The following is a 19798-nucleotide window of genomic DNA, read 5'->3' on the forward strand; positions in this document are numbered from 1 at the left end:
GAACGTGCTCGAACGGATGAACGTCGCCGGGCATCCGCGCTCCATCATCGAATCGAGAGGTCGTCATGAGTTCCGTGTCCACGCAGAAGATCGAAGCGGTCGTGAAAAAAGATGCTTCCTGGGTGCTCGGTGCGCTCAAGCAGTTCTCGGAAAACCGCTGCGCCGCGATGGCCGCGAGCATCGCCTTCTACTCGGCGTTCTCGCTCGCGCCGACACTTGTCATGGTGATCGCCGTCGCGGGCTGGGTGTTCGGGCCGGAAGCCGCGCGCGGGCAGCTCTTTCATCAGGTGAACGGACTCCTGGGCGATCAGGCCGCCTCCGGCGTGCAGAGCATCGTGGAGAACGCGCATCGCAGCGGCGGGACCGGCATTGCCGCGATCATTTCGTTCGTGCTGCTGGCGGTCGGCGCGTCGGCGACGTTTTCATCGCTCAATACGGCGCTCAATATCGTCTGGCCGATGACGGGCGATCAGCGTTCCAGCGTCATGGCGATGGTGCGCGTGCGGCTCGTGTCGTTCGGGCTCGTGCTCGGCGTCGCGTTTCTGCTGATCGTTTCGCTCGTGCTCGATACCGCGATTCAGGCGGTCGGCATGTGGCTGTGGGCGAATTCGCCGTTCGTGATCGTCGGCGATGTCGTGCAACTCGCCGTCGGCCTCGCGATTCTCACGGTCGCGTTCGGCGCGCTGCTCAAGTTCTTGCCCGATGCGCCGGTGGAATGGCGCGATGCGCTCGTCGGCGGGCTCGTCGCTGCTTTGCTGTTCTCGGCGGGCAAGAAGCTGTTCGCGCTGTATCTGACGCACGCGGGCACCGCGAGCGCGTTCGGCGCGGCGGGATCGCTCGCGGTGCTCCTGATGTGGCTGTACTTCTCCGCCGCCGTGCTCCTGCTCGGCGCGGAGTTTTCGGCGGCGCGCGCGCGTCTGCATGATCCGCGCGGCGCGTGGGGACAGCAGAACAATGGCCATGTGCCGCCCGGAAGCCGCGCGAAGATAGGTTCGATGCTCGCCGCATCGACGCGCTCCGCGACGCCCCTGGCCGCTGGCGCGTCGACGGACGCGCCCATCACGCCGGCGAGCGCTCGCATGGACGCGCCCGTCCCGGCTAGCGCGCGACGCGCGATCGGCGCCCGCGCGCAGCATGCGCAGCAACTGACAGGACAGGCGCGCAAGAAGGTGTCCGCCGTGGCACGAGCGCTGGAGTTGTCGCGCAAGCTGGCGCGGGCGGAATCGACCGCGACTCGCGTCACCGCGCTCGCGATGGTCGGCGCCGGCCGAAAGGCGTCGAATGCCAACGCGGCGGTGCGGCGGCATCCGTGGCGCGCGGTGCTTTTCGCGGCGAGCGCGGGAATCGCGGTTGCGCTTTTGTCGCGGCGCGATTCCGCACGCGAAGACGCATCGGACTTTCGAAACTGACTTTCACGCGCTGCAACACGGCTGTCCATCCAATCCGAAAAATCAGCCGTCGAGAAAGCGGTTTGTTATTTGAATCGAGCGTAATCGAATATCGGCGCTAAAAATCCCGATTCGAATGTCCGATTGCGCGCGGAACTTTTCCAAGACACGCCTGTCTCCCAAAATTCGTTTTTAGACTGCCGGAAAACCTTTACAGGCGGGCGTCAGGCCCGAGTGTGTGTTTTTCGAGACAGTCAATATTTTTTCGTTTCTTAAGTTACGAAACGTTGCGTTATTCTCTGCGCCGGCAACAACGATTTTAATCATTCGCGTGGAGAATTCGATGAAACGAATCGCACTGACGTCCCTCTCGCTGGCGCTCCTCGGCGCAGCAGGTGCGGCGCAAGCACAAAGCAGCGTCACGCTCTATGGCGTGATCGATACCGGTCTCGCTTACGTGAGCCACGCCAACGAAAACGGCGACCATCTGTTCGGCATGGTCAACGGCACGCTCTCCGGCCCGCGCTGGGGCTTGAAGGGTCAGGAAGACCTGGGTGGCGGCCTGAAGGCAATCTTCCAGTTGGAAAGCGGCTTCGATCCGGGCACGGGCCAGTCGAACCAGGGCGGTCGCCTGTTCGGCCGTCAAGCGTTCGTCGGTTTGAGCGGCAACCAGTGGGGTACGGTCACGTTGGGTCGTCAGTATGACCCGTCGGTCGACATGGTTCAGGGCCTCACGGGCGACAACTACTGGGGCGCAGCGTTCGCTACGCCGGGCGACGTCGACAACTACGACAACAGCCTGCGCGTGAACAACGCCGTCAAGTACGTTTCGCCGGTGTTCGGTGGCTTCCAGTTCGAAGGCATCTACGGCTTCAGCAACCTGGCGGGCACGACCGGCCAGGGCCAGACCTGGGGCGGTGCGGCAACGTACGGCAACGGTCCGTTCTCGATCGCGGCCAGCTACCTGTACGTGAACAACCCGTCGGCGAACCGCGCGGCCGGCTGGAACAGCCCGTCGTCGGACTCGCTGTTCAACACGGTCATCAACGCCGGCTACGACACGGCCCACGCGATCGGTATCGCGCGCGGTGCAGGCCAGTACGTGTTCGGTCCGTTCACGGTCGGCGCTTCGTACAGCTTCGCGCAGTACAAGAACGACGGCAACTCGACGTTCACGGAACAAGAGAAGTTCAACGTGGCCAACGGTTACGTGAACTTCCAGCTGACCCCGGCAACGCTGCTCGGTCTGGGCTACACGTACACGCACGCAAGCGGCGATACGTCGGCGAACTACCACCAGGTCTCGATCGGCGCGGACTACTCGCTGTCGAAGCGCACCGACGTCTACGCTGTCGGCGCCTATCAGCACGCGAGCGGCACGCAGCGCAACGCGGACGGCACGACGCAAGAAGCGCAAGCCTCGATCAGCGACTTCGGTTTCGCCAGCGGCCGCAGCCACCAGGAACTGGTGCTCATCGGTCTGCGCCACAAGTTCTAAGAACAACCGACTGGCGCGGCACGCAAGTGCCGCGCCGGGAGGACCGCAGTACGCTCGAACAGCCATCGGTTTTCCGATGGCTGTTTTTTTTCGTGCTCGCGATTGTTACGTCAGAGCTGCGGCGCGTTGCCGTTCTTTTCGACGTCTTCCGCGAGCGTCTGCGCGGGCGCGCCCGGGCACGGCAGGTCGCCGATGACGAGCCGCGGAACCGTGCTGCGCGTTTCGCGCGGACGCAGCGGGACGTTGTCGAGCTCGGTCCAGGAAGGGTTCGGAATCTCGCCGAAAAGCTGCCTCAGACGCTCGCCCCACGTCTTGTTGATCATCTGGTAATAGGCGCTGTTGTTGTCGAGCGTGGCGAAGCGCGTGACGCGCAGCGAGTCCTTTTCATAGACCAGCAGATCGAGCGGCAAACCGACCGAAAGATTCGAGCGCAGTGTCGAATCCATCGAAATGAGCGCGCATTTCGCGGCTTCGTCGAGCGGCGATGCCGGCGTGATGACGCGATCGATGATCGGCTTGCCGTACTTCGATTCGCCGATCTGAAAATACGGCGACACGCGCGTCGATTCGATGAAATTACCCGCCGCATAGATCATGAAAAGACGCGGCGGCTGGCCGCAAATCTGTCCGCCGAGGATAAAGCTGCAATTGAAGTCGACGCTGAACTCCGCGAGCGACAGCGCGTCGCGCCGATGCACCTCCCGCACCGCATCGCCGACGATACGCGCCGCTTCCGCCATCGTCGGCGCGCTGTAGAGCGTCGGTGCGCCGGGGTCGGTCGGTTCCGCGAGCAGATGCGTCACGGCCTGGGTCAGCGCGAGATTGCCCGCCGCAAGCAAAACGATCACGCGCTCGCCCGGTTGTTCGAAAACAACCATCTTGCGCGCGGCGCTCACGTGGTCCACGCCGGCGTTGGTGCGCGTGTCGGACAGGAACACGAGTCCCTCGTCCACGCACATGCCCACGCAATAAGTCATGTCAATCGATCCTGAAACAAGCAAACCCTCATTGTACTGAGCGCGAACGCGTGTCGCATCCCTCCCGTTACTGATCCCACAGCGTGTCGATACCGACGTGCACCGAGAGCGTCTCCTCCTTGCCGCCCACGCGCGAGCCGCGCACCGGCGCTGCCGCCTCGTAGTCCCGCGCCACCGCGAGCCGGCAGTGGCGCTCGCCCGCGAACGCGCCCTGTGTCGCATCCACCGATATCCAGCCGTGTTCCACCCAGACATCGGTCCATGCGTGCATCGTCACGGCCTCGTCCGCGCCAGCGTCGAAATAGCCGCTCACGCAACGCGCGGGCACGCCTCGCGCACGGCAGCACGCGAGCAGCAGATGCGCGATATCGCGCGCGTCGCCGAAGCCGCTCGCGAGCGCCAGCGCGGCCGTGCCCGCGGCATACGCCGGCTCGCTGCGATACTGCACGCGCTCGCCGATGCGCTCCGCCAGCGAGACGAGCGACGCGGGCGTATCGAGCGACGGCACGCTGTGCGCGAGCGCGCGGATCGCGGCATCGGGCATCGTGAGCGGCGTCGCGCAGGTGAAATGCTCGAGCGGGATCGGCCCGGCTTCGTCGAAGAGACGGCCGTCGGGCAGCGCTTCCGTCGCGACTTCGCCCGTCACGCTCACGTGAATCTCGCTGTGCGGCTTCGTCAGCACGAGCGTGTGCAGTGCGTTGCCATAGGCGTCGCGCGCCGCATCGAGCTTGCCCGGCGCTTCGACATGCCAGTGCCGCACGATCTGCGACGCCCCGCTTGCCGGACTCACGCGAAACTGCCGGATCGAATACGTGACCGGCGTGGCGTAGTGATAGCGGATGTCGTGGCGTATGGTCAGCAGCATGATTCACGCAATCTGCAACATGAGGAAGGTGTGCATCACTTGCAGGCCGAGTTCATCGACGCGCTTCAGGAACTGCGTGAGCCACGCGTGCACGCCCGTCTCCAGAATCAGCCGGATGTCGGAGTACAGCACGTCCGCGCGCAGCTTGCCCGCGAAGCGCTCGCAATCCTTCGACGCGTCGGTGCGCAGCTTCGCGAGCGTATCGCAGACGCCATCGAGCGAGGCGAGCAGCGAGCGCGGCATCTGCTCGTTGAGAATCAGCAGTTCGACGACGCGCGCCGGCGTCACGACATCGCGATACACCTTGCGATAGATCTCCAGCGCCGACACCGAACTGAGGATCGACGTCCAGTAATAGAAGTCTTCGAGCTGGCGCGCCGCCTCGCGCGAATTGGGCGTCGCGTCTGCGAAGCGCACGTCGAGAATGCGCGCCGTGTTGTCCGCGCGTTCGAGATAGGCGCCGAGCTGCATGAAGAAGAACGCGTCGTCGCGCAGCGCGGTGCCCTGCATCACGCCGCGGCACAGATTGGAGCGGTACTTGACCCATTCGAACAGCGCATCCGGGCCCGTTTCGAGTTCCCTGTTCGCGAGCCGCTGATTGAATTCGAGCCACGTGAAGTTGATCGTCTCCCAGCCTTCCGTCGTGAGCGTGCCGCGCACCGCGCGCGCGTTCTCGCGCGTCGCCTGGAGGCAGGAGAGGATGCTCGACGGATTGCGCGCATCGGCGACCATGAAATGCAGCATGTCGTCGCGCGAGGACGATCCCGGATGACGCTCGTCGAACATCTCCTCAAGCTCGGATATCTTCAGCACCGAGCGTTGCCCGCGCGCCTCCTGTTCGGGCGTCTGCGGCAGGAGCGCGCCTTCCATGTCGATGTCGAGCATGCGCGCGGTGTTCTCCGCGCGTTCCATGTAGCGCGCCATCCAGAACAGGTGATCGGCAGTGCGGCTCAGCATGAGGTCATGTGCGGTAAGTGAATCAATCGACCATCCAGGTATCTTTCGTCCCGCCGCCTTGCGACGAATTGACGACGAGCGAGCCTTCCCGCAGCGCGACGCGCGTGAGGCCGCCCGCGCACATCGACACTTCGCGGCCGGAGAGCACGAACGGCCGCAAATCGATATGACGCGGCGCGATGCCCGCATCCACGAAGGTCGGGCACGCGGAGAGCGCGAGCGTCGGCTGGGCGATATAGCCTTCGGGCCGCGCCAGCAGAAGCGCGCGGAACGCTTCGATCTCGTCCTTCGTCGATGCCGGTCCGACGAGCATGCCGTAGCCGCCCGCGCCGTGCACTTCCTTCACGACGAGCTCCGCCAGATGCGCGAGCGTGTACGCGAGATCGTCCGGCTTGCGGCACTGATAGGTGGGCACATTGTTGAGGATCGGTTTCTCGCCGAGGTAGAACTCGATCATGTCGGGCACGAACGGATAGATCGATTTGTCGTCGGCGATGCCGGTGCCCATCGCGTTCGCGAGCGTCACGCGGCCCGCGCGATACGACGTCAGCAAGCCCGGAATGCCGAGGGCCGAATCCGCGCGGAACGCGAGCGGATCGAGAAAGTCGTCGTCCACGCGGCGATAGATCACGTCGACGCGGCGCGGCCCGTGCGTCGTGCGCATGAAGACGTAGTTGTCGTCGACGAAGAGATCCTTGCCTTCGACGAGCTCCACGCCCATCTGCTGCGCGAGGAACGTGTGCTCGAAATAAGCAGAGTTGTACATGCCGGGCGTCAGCACGACGACGGCCGGGTCGTCGACACCCTCGGGCGCGATCGAACGCAGCGTCTCCAGCAGCAGATCCGGATAATGCGCGACCGGCGCGACGCGGTTCTGCACGAACAGTTCGGGGAAGAGCCGCATCATCATCTTGCGGTTTTCGAGCATGTACGAGACGCCCGAGGGCACGCGCAGATTGTCTTCGAGCACGTAGAACTCGCCCGCGCCACCCGCGCGCACGACATCGACGCCCGCGATATGCGCGTACACGTCGAGCGGCACGTCCACGCCCTGCATCTCCGGCCGATACTGCGCGTTCGTATAGACCTGCTCCGCGGGAATGCGCCCGGCGAGCACGATATCGCCGTTGTGATAGACGTCGTGCAGAAAGAGATTGAGCGCCTGCACGCGCTGCCGCAGACCGGCTTCGAGCACGCGCCATTCGTCGCCGGGAATGATGCGCGGAATCATGTCGAAGGGAATCAGCCGCTCGGTGCCGGACAGGTCGCCGTTCACCGCGAACGTGATGCCGACGCGCCGGAACAGCACGTCCGCCTCCGCCCGCTTGCGCGCGATCGTCTCGGGGCTCTGCATTGCGAGCCAGCGCGAAAACCGTGCGTAGTGACGGCGCACGGAGTCGTCCTGACGCATTTCATCGTAGATCTGCATCATTGCGTCCTTCGCGTTGTTTCAGCGGCTTTTTCGCAGTATCGAACGAAAGCACTTCGCGCGTGCGAATTTTTTAACGTGCCGCAATGGTGCATGCCCGTTTGCGCTAGACTCGGCGTTCATGCTCACCGTTTCACCCATGTCCGACACGCTCGAAGAAGAAACCGACTCCCTCGCCGATGCCCTGCTCGCGGGACTCGCGCGCCCGATCGTGTTCGTCGATCTGGAAACCACGGGCTCGAACGCAACCGAGGATCGCATCACCGAGATCGGCGTGGTGGAAGCGAGCACGGCGGGCATCGAGCGCTGGAGCGTGCTCGTCGATCCGGGTGTGCCGGTGCCGCCTTTCATCTCGCGCCTGACCGGCATCGAAGATTCGATGCTGCGCGGCCAGCCGAGCTTCGAATCGCTCGCGCCCGCGCTCGCCGAACGTCTTCATGGCAAGCTCTTCGTCGCGCACAACGCGCGCTTCGATTACGGCTTTCTGAAGAACGAGTTCCGGCGCGCGGGCATCGCGTTTCGCGCGGATACGCTGTGCACGGTGCGGCTCTCGCGCGCGCTCTTTCCATCGGTGGAGCGGCATGGTCTCGATGCGCTCATCGCGCGGCTGAATCTCGCGCCCGAAGGACGCCATCGCGCGCTCGCCGATGCCGATCTCCTATGGCAGTTCTGGCAGAAGATTCACGCGCTCTATTCGCAGGATCTCGTCGATGCCGCCATCAAAACGCTGGTGCGGCGCGCGAGCCTGCCCGCCGCGCTGCCCGAAGGCGCGCTCGATGCGTTGCCATCGACGCCCGGCGTCTATCTCTTTCACGGCGACGACGACGTGCCGCTCTATGTCGGCAAGAGCATCAACGTGAAACAGCGCGTCGCGGCCCATTTTTCGGGCGATCACAGGCTTCAGAAGGACTTGTCGATCTCGCAGGCCATCCGTCGCATCGAATGCCGGGAGACGGTCGGGGAACTCGGCGCGCTGCTGCTCGAAGCGAAGCTCGTGAAGGCATTGAAGCCGACGCACAATCGCCTGCTGAAGGGTGCGTCGGCAACATGCGCATGGCAGTGGCTGCCGGGCGCGAGCGCACCGGCGCTCGTGAAGGCGAACCGGCGCGATCTGTCGCGCGAGGATCATCTCTTCGGCGTGTTCGCATCGCGCGCGAAGGCGCTTGCGTTCATGCGCCATGTCGCCGACGAGAACACGCTCTGTCACGCGACGCTCGGACTCGAAAAAGCGCCGCTGTCGCGCGGGCGCGGCTGCTTCGGCTATCAGGTGAAACGCTGCCTCGGATCGTGTGCGGGAGCGGAAACACTCGCGGATCACGCGGCGCGCGCGCTCGCCGCGCTCGATCATGCGCGCCTCGTGAAATGGCCGCACGAAGGGCCGATCGCCATCGCCGAGCGCGACGAACAAACCGGCCGCGAGGCATGGCACGTGATCGATCGATGGAGCTATATCGGCACGTGCGCGACGCGCGCCGACATCGCGCCGCTGCTCGCCGATGCACCCGACCTGCGTCCTTTCGATTCCGACGTGTACAGCCTGATCGCGAAACGTCTCGCGTCCGGACAGCTCACGTGGATCGCCTGCGATGCGCGGCCGGCGTTTCATCTCGTCGTGCAGGACGCGCCTGTGCGCGCGGTCGCCGCGACCATCACACAGCAGACGAAACGCGCGACGAAGCCCCGCGCCGTCGCCATCGATCAGTTCGCGCTGATGTTCTAGGCGCGGCTCACGCGATGCCGCCGTTCGCGCGCAGCACCTGTCCGTTGACCCAGCCCGCATCCGGCCCGACGAGAAACGCGACCACCGACGCGATATCGTCCGGCTGACCGAGTCTTTCCAGCGGCGGCATCTTCGAGAACGTGGCGATCTGTTCGTCGGTCTTGCCGTCGAGAAAGAGCGACGTCGCTACCGGCCCCGGTGCAACCGCATTCACCGTGATGCCGCGTCCGCGCAACTCCTTCGCGAATACATGCGTGAACGATTCGACCGCGGCCTTCGTCGCGTTGTAGATCGCGTAACCAGGCATGTTGAGCGCGAGCGTCGTGCTCGAGAAATTGACGATGCGCCCGCCGCCGTTCATGCGCGCCGCCGCTTCGCGGAGCGTGTTGAAGGTGCCGCGCACGTTGATATCGAAGGTCTGCTCGTAGAGCGCGTCGCTCGTGTCGGCGAGCGGCACGGTCTTGAGCACGCCCGCGTTGTTGATCAGCGCATCGATCTTGCCGAGTTCCGCTTCGACGGTCTCGAACATGCGGCGCACGTCGTCCGCTTTGGCGACATCCGCCTTCACCGCGATCGATGCGCTTCCCGCTTCGCGCAATTCGGCGACGAGCGCATCCGCTTCCTTCGCGCTCGACGCATAGTTCACCGCGACCGCGAAGCCGTCGCGCGCGAGACGCCGCGCGATCTGTGCGCCGATGCCGCGCGATGCACCCGTGACGACGGCCACGCGCTTCGTATTGATCTGACTCATGATGTGCTCCTCAAGGAAAGCTGTTCGATGGAGAGCATGATGAATCATTCCGTTTCCGCGATCATCGCGTGTGGCTTAGTATCATCGTTCCAGTTGCTTCAACAATCCCGAACTCATGGATCGATTCCAGGAAATGCAGGTCTTCGTGCGCATCGCGGAGCGGCACAGCTTCACGCAGGCCGCCGACGATCTGCAGATACCGCGCGCCACCGTCACCAATCTGATGAAGCGCATGGAAGAGCGGCTCGGCGCGCGCCTGCTCGAACGCACGACGCGCACCGTGCGTCTCACGCATGACGGCGAGGAACACTATCGGCGTTGCGTGCGTCTGATCGCGGATCTTGAGGAAGCGGAAGGCTCGTTCAGACATACGGCGCCGAAGGGTCTGTTGCGCGTGAACCTGCAAGGCGCGCTCGCGCGGCACTTCGTCATGCCGGGACTGCCCGCGTTTCTCGAACGGCATGCGCTGATCGAACTGCATATCGGCGAGGACGACAGGCTCGTCGATCTCGTGCGCGAAGGTGTGGATTGCGTGCTGCGCGCGGGCACGTTGCAGGATTCGTCGATGATCGGCCGGCGCGTTGCGCTGCTCGAACAGGTGACCGTCGCGAGTCCCGCGTATCTCGCGCGTGAAGGCGTGCCGGATGATCTCGAAGCGCTGGCGTCGCATCGCGCGGTGAACTTCGTATCGAGCGCGACGGGCCGCGTGCTGCCGCTGGAGTTCACGGTCGATGAGCGTATCGAGACCATCGAACTGCGTGCGGCGGTTTCGGTGTCGGGCGTCGAACTCTATACGCAAGCGGCGATCGCGGGGCTCGGCATCGTGCAGGTGCCGCGCTATCACATCGACGATGCGCTCGCCGATGGCCGTCTGCAAGTCGTGCTTCCGGACCTTCCGCCTCCGCCCATGCCCGTCTCCGTGCTCTATCCGCAGAACCGTCAGCTCTCCGCGCGCGTACGGGTTTTCGCGGACTGGTTGAGCGAGGTCTTCGCGCCATTCAACGTGCGCGGCTGATCGAAACGCACAAGCAAAAGAGGCCAGCATCCCACTAAAGGGAAGCTGGCCTCTTTTTCATCGAGCTTCGATTTCGCCAACGAAACCAAAGCCGCAACGCAGGCTAGAGAAACTTAAGCCGCTGCGTCCTTCAGCTTCTTCAACGCGCGCGCCTTGATACGAACGCTTGCCGGCTTGGCCGGGAACCAGCGCTCTGCGCCCGTGAACGGGTCCTTGCCGAAGCGCTTCTTCTTCGCCGGCACGGATTGCGCGGAGATCTTCAGCAGGCCCGACAGCGTGAATTCGCCAGCGCCCTTCTTGTGGATCGAACCGAGGATGGTGTCTTCCAGCGCGACCAGCACGGCCTTCACAGCCTTCAGATCGACAGCGGCGCGATCTGCGAGATGCGTCGCGAGCGATGCCTTCGTGAACGTATCCTTGATCGGCGAGGGAGCGCCCGTGGTCTTCTTCGCGGCTACTTTCTTCGCGGCAACCTTCGGTGCTGCAGCTTTCTTCGCCGGTGCGGCGGCGGTCTTCGCCGTGGCCTTCTTGGCCGGGGCCTTCTTTGCAGCGGTTTTAGCGGAAGTCGGCATGTTTCTCCTACCTGTTTTTTGGTCAGTGATATTCGAATACGTTCGCACCGATGCGTTCGTATCACGCCGGATTCTACATAGGCCAAGCGAGTTCGTGCGAGTCTTTTGCGCTTTTATATCGTTTTTATAGGGGTTTTTCGTGGTGTCGCGCTGACACGCGAGCCATGAAGGCATCCTTGGCGATGTTCTTCGCTGCGTTTACATCGAACACGTCATGCGTTTTAACCCTGCATGGACGATGCAAACGCGCGATGCGCGATGTGAGCGATGAGCGGATAGTGATCGGAAGCGATGCGCGACAGCCGTGTGCGATGCACGTCGACGCGCATGAGACGCTCGCCGGGATGCACCCAGATACGATCGAGCGCGAAGAGCGGATAGCGCGTCGGAAAGGTGCGCAACGCGCTCGCGCGATGAAAGTGCGTGACGAGCCGCCGCAACGTGCGGCCATAGACGAACCACTCGTTGAGATCGCCGAGCAGGATCACGGGCAGCGCGGGCGTATCGAAGTTTTGCAACACTCGCTCCACTTGTGCACGCCGCTCGCTCGATGCAAGACCGAGATGCGTCGCGACGACGCGCCACAGTTCGCCGCCGCAATCGATGTCGGCATCGAGTGCGCCGCGCGGCTCGCGGCTCCTGAACGACAGATCGAGCGTGCGCACCGCGCGCACCGGATAGCGCGTGAGCACCGCGTTGCCGTAACGGCGCTCGGGCGTATCGAGCGTCGGGCCCGCGACCGCGTGAAGGTTCGTCATGCGTTGCAGCACATCGAGCACATCGGGCGAACCGCTGCCGCCGAGCGGCACTTCCTGAAGCGCGAAGATGTCGGCATCGATCTCCGCGAGCACTGCGCCGATGCGCTCCGGCGAGAACTTCCCGTCGATGCCTATCGCGCCATGCAGGTTGTATGTCGCGATACGCAGCTCTCCACGCGTCAACGTCATGAGTTGACCTCGTCGGGCCGCTCGTTTCTCGTCGATGCGCGCGCCGCCGCATCGCGCGGCATCGTGCCGTTCTCGCGCAGCTCGCTCGCGCGCCGGGCTTCGTCGCTTGCGCGCGGCTTGTCGGCATCGCCCGGCGCGCCTTCGTGGGCTTCCTTCTGATCCGCGCGGCCGAGAAAGCGCTGCAGCAGCAGCGACACGCCAATCAACACCGCGCCGATGCCGATCAGCACCGCGAACGAGCCGATCGTCGGCCGATGCAGCGAAGCGACGAGCTGATGCGCGAACGCGACCGTCAGAAAGATGCCCGGACCCATGCCGAGCATCGTGCCGATCATGAAGTCGCGCATGCGGATATGCGATGCGCCCGCGACCAGATTGACGATCGCAAACGGCGCGACCGGCAGCAGCCGCAACACGACCACCGCGACGATGCCGCGCTTCGCGACGCGCTCGGACAGCCGGTTCACGCGCGCGCCCGCGAGCTTGCGCACCGCATCGCGGCCGAGCCAGTTGCCGAGCGAATAGGAAATGGCCGCCGCGATCGTCGTACCGAGGAACGCGTAAGCGCCGCCCCATGACGCGCCGAAGACGAGGCCCGTCGCCGCGATCAGCAGCGTGATCGGCACCGACATGACCGCCGCGACGACGTAACAGACGACGATCCACAACGGCGCGAGCGGCAGCGAGTCGATATGGCGCGTTGCGCTCGTGAGCGACTTCAGGTTCGCGTAGTCGCCGAGCGGCGTCCAGTGCCACAGCGCCGCCACGCCTACGATCATCAGCGCGAACACGCCGAGCAGCGCGAAGCGTCCGATGAGCGGCCGCGTCTTCTCCGCGGGCACGAACTGATCGACGAGTTCGTCGGCGGCGATCGGCGTTTCGGGATCGATCAGCGCTTCGGGCGGAATCAGCTGATCGAGTTCCGTCGACACCTGCGGGTCGAGCGGCACCAGCGTGCGATGCTCGTCGCGATCGCGCAGCAGCGCCTGAATCGCGGCGTTCATGCCGCCTCGTGCGTCGCGCTCGCGCACGACATCCGCGACCTCGCAACCGAGATGCTCCGCGAGCAGCGTGTCGCGCATCGATGCGATCGCGCGGCGGATGCGCGCATCGGCGCCCGCATCGATCGACACGTTGCACTCGCTGTCGAGCACCATCGAACGATTGTTCAGGTTGGCCGAGCCGACGATCAGCAATTCATCGTCGACGATCATCAGCTTGCTGTGCACGTTGACGATCTCGTCGCCGAGATTCGGCACGCTCGGGCACAAGAGCCGGTAGCGGCCATGCGTATCGGCGTGCTTGAGCAGCGTGTGCAGGCGCGCGCGCAGCACGCCCATCGTCACTTCCTGCAGCCAGCCGCTCTGATTGCGCGGCACGACGATGGCGAGATCGGGGCCGTCCTCGCGCGCGAGCGAATCGGCGAGCGCAGCGCCGACCGTGCCCGACGTGAAGTACTGGTTCTCGATATAGATGCTGCGCCGCGCCCGCGCGATGGCGTCGAGATACTGCGTGCGAATCTGCTGCACTGGTTCGCGGCCGAGATAGTCGGGCTCGGTGAGCGAGATGGCGATATCGACATCATCGAGATCGACGCGTCGCGAAGGCGGCCACGGGTCTTGCTGAAAGGCCGCGCGATGCGCGCGGATCGCGAGACGTTTGTCGCATGCGCGCGCCCATCGTTCGCGTGCGAGCAGGCCGATTTCGCGTGCGGCGTCGCCGTCGAACATGGTGTGGACATCGTGGAACGGCTGATAGGCCGCGCCGTTCGCATCGCGGCGCAACGGCTCGTCGGGCGCGTGCGCGGTCGTATCCCAGCGCGAGCGCGTGAGATCGAGACCGCCGACGAATGCGAGACGATCGTCGATCACGACGATCTTCTGATGCTGCGAGCCGCCGAGCGGATGCCTGCCGTCCATCTGGAACGCGATGCGCCGGTTCGTGCGCCAGCCCATCTTGTAGACCGGCAGCCACTCGCGCTCGAATGCATAGAGCATCGCGAAATCCCACGCGAGGATGTAGATGCGCAGGCGTCGCTTGTCGCCGGTGATCGCGTGCAGAAAATCGCCGAGCGCTTCGGGATAACCGTCGTCCGCGCCTTCGGGCGTGAGCTTCATGCGGCTGTCGATGTCCCAGCCGAGGATGAACACGGTGCGTTCCGCGCGCGTGAGCGCCTCGCGCAGCACGCGGAAATAATCCGCGCCGTCGATGAGCAAGCTGAAGCGCTCGGCATGCCGCACGCTCGCGCAATTGCGTCCTGGCTGGAAAAACGGCTCGTCGTGATTGGCTTGACTCATGTGCTCTCGACAGCACTCCGCGTCGAAATAACTTTCGTTTTGCAAGCACCATGCCCGCCGCGCCGCGCGGTGATACGCTTCGTTGCATTTGCCGATTCCGGAGCGAGCTGCCCGATGAACGACAACGAAGTCAACAATCAGGACGACGAGCACGCGGGACTCGTCGCGCTCGCGGCGGCGTCGGTCGTCGTGGGCGCGGTGACGGGCGCGATCGGCGTGCTCTTTCGCTTCGCGCTCGAACGCGCCGATGCATGGCGCAACGCGTTCGTCGCGTGGGCGCATGCAGGACACGACTGGGCGATCGTGCTCGTCGTGCTTGCGGCGACGGCGGCCGCCGCGCTCGCCGCGTGGCTCGTCGCGCGCTTCGCGCCGATGGCGAGCGGCAGCGGCATTCCGCATGTCGAAGCGGTGCTGCACGGCAGATTGCCGCCCGCGCCGCTCGTGCTCATTCCGATCAAGTTCGTGGGTGGCGTGCTCGCCATCGGCGCGGGGCTCGCGCTCGGCCGCGAAGGGCCGACAGTGCAGATGGGCGCATCGATCGCGCATGCCATCGGCACGTTCTTCAGGCGCAACGTCGTCGATTGCCGCGTGCTGCTCGCGGCCGGCGCGGGCGCGGGGCTCGCGACCGCGTTCAATGCGCCGATCGCGGGCGCCGTGTTCGTGCTCGAAGAACTCACGCGCCGCTTCGATGCGCGCACGGCGGTCGCGGCGCTCGGCGCATCGGCGAGCGCGATCGCAATGGCGCGTCTGCTGCATGGCGACTTCCCCGACTTCCATCTCCCGGCGCAACCGTTTCCCGGCTTCGAGATGACCGGCGCGCATCTGTTGCTCGGCGCGTTGCTGGGTCTGCTCGGCGCGGCGTATAGCCGCCTCATCGTCTGGACGCTCCACATCGCCGACTCTTTCGGGCCGTCCGGATCGGTGAAACACGCGACGATGCGCGCAGCGATGGTCGGCGCGGCGATCGGCCTGCTCGCCTGGTTTGCGCCGGATCTCGCCGGTGGCGGCGATGCGCTGACCGAGCGCGCGCTCCTTGGCAGCGGCACGCTCGCCGGCGTCGCCGCGATGTTCGCGTTGCGCTTCTTGCTCGGACCGGTGTCGTACGCGGCGGGCGCGCCCGGCGGCATCTTCGCGCCGATGCTCGCGCTCGGTGCGCAGATGGGCCTCCTGTTCGGCCGCGTGTGTCTCGACTGGTTCCCCGGCATGGCGCCCGCAACCGGCGACACGGGCACGTTCGCGGTCGTCGGCATGGCGGCGTTCTTCGTCGCGGTGGTGCGTGCGCCGGTCACGGGCATCGTGCTCGTCACCGAGATGACGGCGAGCTTCACCCTGCTCCTGCCGATGCTCACCGCCTGCTTCACCGCGATGGTCGTGCCGATGCTCCTGCGCGTGCCGCCGATTTACGATTCGCTCGGCGACCGGGCGGCCAACCGGCGCTAGCGCCTGCGTCCTGCATGCGCGAAGCCGTTGCGGTAGTCTCGTCGATGGACGTTCGTTGCGCCGCGCTTCACGCACGAAGCGCGGCGCCCACCGGCTTCATCCACGAGGACACGCAATGGAATATCGACATCTCGGTGCTTCGGGCTTCAGGGTTCCCGTATTGAGCTTCGGCACCGGCACTTTCGGCGGCAAGGGCGAATTCTTTCAGGCATGGGGCGAGACCGACGTAAGCGAGGCGCGCAAGCTCGTCGACATCTGCCTCGATGCAGGCGTCACGATGTTCGACACCGCCGACATCTACTCGCGCGGTTCATCGGAATCGATACTCGGCGAAGCGCTCAAGGGCCGGCGCGACAAGGTCATCATCTCGACCAAGGCCACATTCCGCTTCGACGAGGACGACCCGAACGCCGTCGGATCGTCGCGCTTTCATCTCATTCAGGCCGTGAACGCGGCGCTTAAGCGCCTGCAAACGGATTACATCGACATCTTCCAGTTGCACGGCTTCGATGCGAAAACGCCCGTCGAAGAGACGCTTTCCACACTCGACGATCTCGTGCGCGCGGGCAAGATCCGCTATACGGGCGTGTCGAATTTCTCGGGCTGGCATCTGCAGAAATCGCTCGATGTGGCGGACCGCTACGGCTATCCGCGCTATGTCGCCAATCAGACGTACTACTCGCTCATCGGCCGCGATTACGAATGGGAGCTGATGCCGCTCGGGATCGATCAGGGCGTCGGCGCGGTGGTGTGGAGCCCGCTCGGCTGGGGACGTCTCACCGGCAAGATTCGCCGCGGCCAGCCGCTGCCCGAGACGAGCCGCCTGCACAAGACCGCCGACATGGGGCCGCCGGTGCCGGACGAGTATCTGTATCGCGTCGTCGATGCGCTCGACGCCATCGCAGAGGAAACCGGCAAGACCGTGCCGCAGATCGCGCTCAACTGGCTGCTGCAGCGTCCGACGGTGGCGACGGTGCTCATCGGCGCGCGCAACGAGGAGCAACTGCGGCAGAACCTGGGCGCGGTCGGGTGGAATCTGACCGCGGAGCAGGTGCAGAAGCTCGATGAGGCGAGCACCGTCAAGCCGGCGTATCCGTACTGGCATCAGCAAGGATTCGCGGAACGCAATCCGTTCCCGGTTTAAGCGTGACGAACACGTGGCGGGCCGGCCCGCCACGGTCGGCATCCGTACCGGGAGGCTTCTCCGAATCTGTATCGGTACTGTACCGGTTAGCTCCCGTACACTTGGCGCCATCGAATCTGCAATTACCGGAGCGCGCCATGCCCACCGAACTCCTGAATGCCCTGCCCGCCGCCGCGCTGTTCGCGCTGGTGACGACGATCACGCCCGGCCCCAACAACACGATGCTGCTCGCCTCGGGCGTCAATTTCGGCCTGAAGCGCACGGTGCCACACGTGCTCGGCATCAGCGCGGGCATGGCGATTCTCATGATCGCGGTCGGGCTCGGGCTGGCGCAGGCGTTCGAGCGTCTGCCGTTCCTCTATACCGTGCTGGAAGCGGCGAGCGTCGCGTACCTGCTGTATCTGGCGTGGAAGATCGGCACGTCGTCGTCGGTGCAGATGCGCGATGGCCAGGCGCGCCCGATGCGCTTTCACGAAGCGATCGCGTTCCAGTGGATCAATCCCAAAGCGTGGATGATGGTGCTCACCGCCGCGACGACCATCCACTTGCACGCGAGCCTCTCGCTGAACGCGGCGCTGATGGCGCTGGTGCTGGTCGTGATCGGGCTGCCGTGCATCACGATGTGGGCGGCGTTCGGCATGTCGCTGCGGCGCTTTCTCGCGAATCCGCGCTGGCTGCGCATCTTCAACATCACGATGGCCGTGTTGCTCGTGCTGTCGCTGTATCCGATCGTCGCTCATTTCTTCGATTGATGCGTGAGGCGAAACGCGCGCTGCATCAAAAGCGCGCGCCCTCTTTGCCTCGAACGCCGGTCCGGTGCATACTGACCTTACGCGCCGGCACGCAAAATCTGCCGTCCCGCTTGCAAGTTTGGGACTGCGTTTCTTTCTCGCCAGCATCGTCTGTCCACTTGGCCGCTCGAACGATCCTTAAGCGATCCTTTAAGGCGGCGTTTTCAGCCCGGCGCGTACATGCCTTGCTAGTCCGTTGGTTCGCGCCGAATCGTCGGCGCGGCTTTGAAATCTGTTCAAGGAGTACGCCATGTCTGGAGCCAATCGCCCATCCGGTCCCGCCACGCGCAAATCCCTCGACCTGGCCGATCAGATCGAACGCGATGAACTGGAGAACAACCTGCCGGATGCGCTCAACAGCGTCGACGACGAAGACGATCTCGACGATGATTCCGACTCCGGTCGCACACAAGGCCGTTAGCCTCGACAGCCGGGCCCGTCGCGCCGATTAAGACGCGATCCGCAACGCCGCAATGTCTTCGGTCATTGCGGCGTTTTTGCATCGTGCGCGCGCTGGGCACGCCCGTTGCTTTGAACGATGCGCGGCAAAATCCGATGAGCGAAAGCGGCGGCATCGGCCCGCCTGCGAATCAACCGGTCAACCGATCAACACGGGAGGGCTTCATGCTCCGTTACGCTGTCATCTTCTTCATCATCGCGATCATCGCGGCCTTCTTCGGCTTCGGCGGAATCGCCACGGGCGCGGCGGAAATCGCCAAGATCCTGTTCTTCATCTTCATCGTGATCTTTCTGGCGACCTTGCTGCTCGGCGTGTTCAGGCGATGAGGCTGTTCACGTAGCAGGCTCGACAAACGAGAACGCGCGGCCCCTGTTCGAGGCCGCGCGTTTTTTTCACGCCTGAAAACCGCCGCAAATCAAGTAATGATCACCCGGTTCTTCCCATCCCGCTTCGCCCGATAGAGCGCGAGATCGGCCGCTTCGACGAGTTGCTTCGACGCATCGTCGTATGTAGCCATCTGCGTCGCACCGCCGACGCTGATCGTCACACGCCCGCTCGACGAACCGGTATGCGGCACATCGAGCGCCTCGACCGCGATGCGTATTTTCTCGCCGAGCAGCCGCAATCCCGGCGCCGACGACGACAGCAGCACCACCGCGAACTCTTCGCCGCCGAAACGCGCGGCGAGATCGGTGGGGCTATTGAGGCTCGTCTCGATCGTATGCGCGACGAGCTTCAGCACATCGTCGCCTGCAACGTGCCCATAGGTATCGTTGTACGACTTGAAGTTATCGACATCGATCATCAGGAAACCGATGGCTGCATGCTCGCGCGCCGCACGCCGCCATTCGGCATTCAGATAATCATCGAGACGGCGGCGATTCGACAAACCCGTCAGTCCGTCCGAATGCGTCAGCCGCTGCAATTCCAGATTCGTTTCGAGCAGCTTCTGCTGCGACTGACGCAGCGCACGATACGCCTCGTCGCGCTGCAACAGGTTCTGATACGAACGCGAGTGATAGCGCACGCGCGCAACGAGCTCGATCGTATCGGGCAGCTTCACGAGGTAATCGTTCGCGCCCGCCGCGAACGCCGCGCTCTTGATGCGCGGCTCTTCCTTCGTCGAGAGCACGATGATCGGAATGTCGCGCGTCGCGGGATGCTCGCGGTACTGACGCACGAGCGTCAGACCATCGACGCCGGGCATCACGAGGTCTTGCAGAATCACGGTCGGCCGCGTTTCCTGCGCGGTGCGCAGCGCCTCTTCCGGATTCGCACAGTAGTGCAGATCGACGTTCGCCTCTTCCGCGAGCGCGCGGCGCAGCGCCTCCGCGATGATCGCCTGATCGTCCACGAGCAGGACCATCACCGGCAACTCGGCCGCGGGCGGCGCGTTCAATGCGGCCGCCAGCAGATCGGACACGGCGCGCTCGTCCGCCATCGCACGCGAGCCCGCGCGCTCGATGCTCGCCGCCGCTGCCGACGCGGCCCGTCTCGCGCGCTCGGCCAGCGGATCGGGATGAGGAAGTTTCATGAACGTGTCCTTT

The 19798-nt window shown here is 64.7% G+C and carries 18 protein-coding genes; 9 read left to right on the forward strand and 9 right to left on the reverse strand.

Translation table 11 applies throughout. From position 1 onward, the window contains the following. Positions 1-65: 65 nt before the first annotated feature. Together IAG25_RS29775 and IAG25_RS29780 are read left to right on the forward strand one after the other, a co-directional pair. Positions 66-1409 carry a YihY/virulence factor BrkB family protein gene (locus IAG25_RS29775; RefSeq protein ID WP_187608027.1) on the forward strand — a complete coding sequence of 448 codons (1344 nt, stop codon included), beginning with the start codon at positions 66-68 and terminating at the stop codon, positions 1407-1409. A 322-nt stretch (positions 1410-1731) separates the two neighbouring features. Then, a complete protein-coding gene (locus IAG25_RS29780) occupies positions 1732-2886 on the forward strand; it encodes a porin (protein WP_187608028.1) in 1155 nt (384 codons plus the stop codon). 110 nt (positions 2887-2996) lie between these two features. Here IAG25_RS29780 and IAG25_RS29785 read toward each other — a convergent pair whose 3' ends face one another. The 4 genes from IAG25_RS29785 to IAG25_RS29800 form a co-directional block, all read right to left on the reverse strand. Further along, the gene (locus tag IAG25_RS29785; protein WP_075583951.1) at positions 2997-3863 is read right to left on the reverse strand and encodes a proteasome-type protease; all 867 of its coding nucleotides are present in this window, start codon (positions 3861-3863) and stop codon (positions 2997-2999) included. Between the two features lie 67 nt (positions 3864-3930). Further along, positions 3931-4728: a transglutaminase family protein gene (locus IAG25_RS29790; RefSeq protein WP_187608029.1), complete on the reverse strand. Its 798-nt coding sequence runs from the start codon at positions 4726-4728 to the stop codon at positions 3931-3933. Positions 4729-4731: 3 nt separating this feature from the next. Then, on the reverse strand, positions 4732-5685 hold the full coding sequence (locus tag IAG25_RS29795) for an alpha-E domain-containing protein (protein ID WP_187608030.1): 954 nt from the start codon (positions 5683-5685) through the stop codon (positions 4732-4734). Between the two features lie 22 nt (positions 5686-5707). Further along, complete coding sequence (locus tag IAG25_RS29800; RefSeq protein ID WP_035509358.1) at positions 5708-7114, reverse strand: circularly permuted type 2 ATP-grasp protein; 1407 nt, start codon at positions 7112-7114, stop codon at positions 5708-5710. A gap of 139 nt (positions 7115-7253) precedes the next feature. Here IAG25_RS29800 and IAG25_RS29805 point away from each other — a divergent pair, with 139 nt between their 5' ends. Then, entirely contained in the window at positions 7254-8834 is a 1581-nt protein-coding gene (locus IAG25_RS29805; RefSeq protein WP_187608031.1) for a 3'-5' exonuclease family protein, read from the forward strand. A 7-nt stretch (positions 8835-8841) separates the two neighbouring features. On the opposite strand, the gene IAG25_RS29810 is transcribed toward IAG25_RS29805, so the two are convergent. Then, entirely contained in the window at positions 8842-9585 is a 744-nt protein-coding gene (locus IAG25_RS29810; protein ID WP_187608032.1) for an SDR family oxidoreductase, read from the reverse strand. 115 nt (positions 9586-9700) lie between these two features. Between IAG25_RS29810 and IAG25_RS29815 the strand changes: the two genes are divergently transcribed. After that, a complete protein-coding gene (locus IAG25_RS29815; protein WP_187608033.1) occupies positions 9701-10600 on the forward strand; it encodes a LysR family transcriptional regulator in 900 nt (299 codons plus the stop codon). A 113-nt stretch (positions 10601-10713) separates the two neighbouring features. Here IAG25_RS29815 and IAG25_RS29820 read toward each other — a convergent pair whose 3' ends face one another. The 3 genes from IAG25_RS29820 to IAG25_RS29830 form a co-directional block, all read right to left on the reverse strand. Then, the gene (locus IAG25_RS29820) at positions 10714-11172 is read right to left on the reverse strand and encodes an HU family DNA-binding protein (RefSeq protein WP_187608034.1); all 459 of its coding nucleotides are present in this window, start codon (positions 11170-11172) and stop codon (positions 10714-10716) included. A 221-nt stretch (positions 11173-11393) separates the two neighbouring features. Next, positions 11394-12119 (reverse strand): endonuclease/exonuclease/phosphatase family protein, encoded by a 726-nt coding sequence (locus IAG25_RS29825; RefSeq protein ID WP_187608035.1) that lies wholly within the window; start codon positions 12117-12119, stop codon positions 11394-11396. After that, positions 12116-14416, reverse strand: a complete 2301-nt coding sequence (locus IAG25_RS29830) for a VTT domain-containing protein (RefSeq protein ID WP_187608036.1) — start codon at positions 14414-14416, stop codon at positions 12116-12118. The genes IAG25_RS29825 and IAG25_RS29830 overlap by 4 nt, the downstream gene beginning before the upstream one ends. A 114-nt stretch (positions 14417-14530) precedes the next feature. Here IAG25_RS29830 and clcA point away from each other — a divergent pair, with 114 nt between their 5' ends. The 5 genes from clcA (at position 14531) to IAG25_RS29855 (ending at position 18577) form a co-directional block, all read left to right on the forward strand. After that, positions 14531-15856, forward strand: a complete 1326-nt coding sequence (clcA, locus tag IAG25_RS29835; RefSeq protein WP_187608037.1) for a H(+)/Cl(-) exchange transporter ClcA — start codon at positions 14531-14533, stop codon at positions 15854-15856. A 115-nt stretch (positions 15857-15971) separates the two neighbouring features. Next, complete coding sequence (locus tag IAG25_RS29840; RefSeq protein ID WP_187608038.1) at positions 15972-17000, forward strand: aldo/keto reductase; 1029 nt, start codon at positions 15972-15974, stop codon at positions 16998-17000. Between the two features lie 137 nt (positions 17001-17137). Beyond that, positions 17138-17752 (forward strand): LysE family translocator, encoded by a 615-nt coding sequence (locus IAG25_RS29845; protein WP_035509314.1) that lies wholly within the window; start codon positions 17138-17140, stop codon positions 17750-17752. Positions 17753-18041: 289 nt separating this feature from the next. Continuing rightward, complete coding sequence (locus IAG25_RS29850) at positions 18042-18212, forward strand: hypothetical protein (RefSeq protein WP_187608039.1); 171 nt, start codon at positions 18042-18044, stop codon at positions 18210-18212. Positions 18213-18415: 203 nt separating this feature from the next. Beyond that, complete coding sequence (locus IAG25_RS29855) at positions 18416-18577, forward strand: DUF1328 family protein (protein WP_035509367.1); 162 nt, start codon at positions 18416-18418, stop codon at positions 18575-18577. An 89-nt stretch (positions 18578-18666) separates the two neighbouring features. On the opposite strand, the gene IAG25_RS29860 is transcribed toward IAG25_RS29855, so the two are convergent. Beyond that, the gene (locus IAG25_RS29860) at positions 18667-19785 is read right to left on the reverse strand and encodes a diguanylate cyclase (protein ID WP_187608040.1); all 1119 of its coding nucleotides are present in this window, start codon (positions 19783-19785) and stop codon (positions 18667-18669) included. Positions 19786-19798: the final 13 nt, after the last annotated feature.

It is taken from the genome of Caballeronia sp. EK, from assembly GCF_014384845.1.
GTDB lineage: Bacteria > Pseudomonadota > Gammaproteobacteria > Burkholderiales > Burkholderiaceae > Caballeronia > Caballeronia jiangsuensis.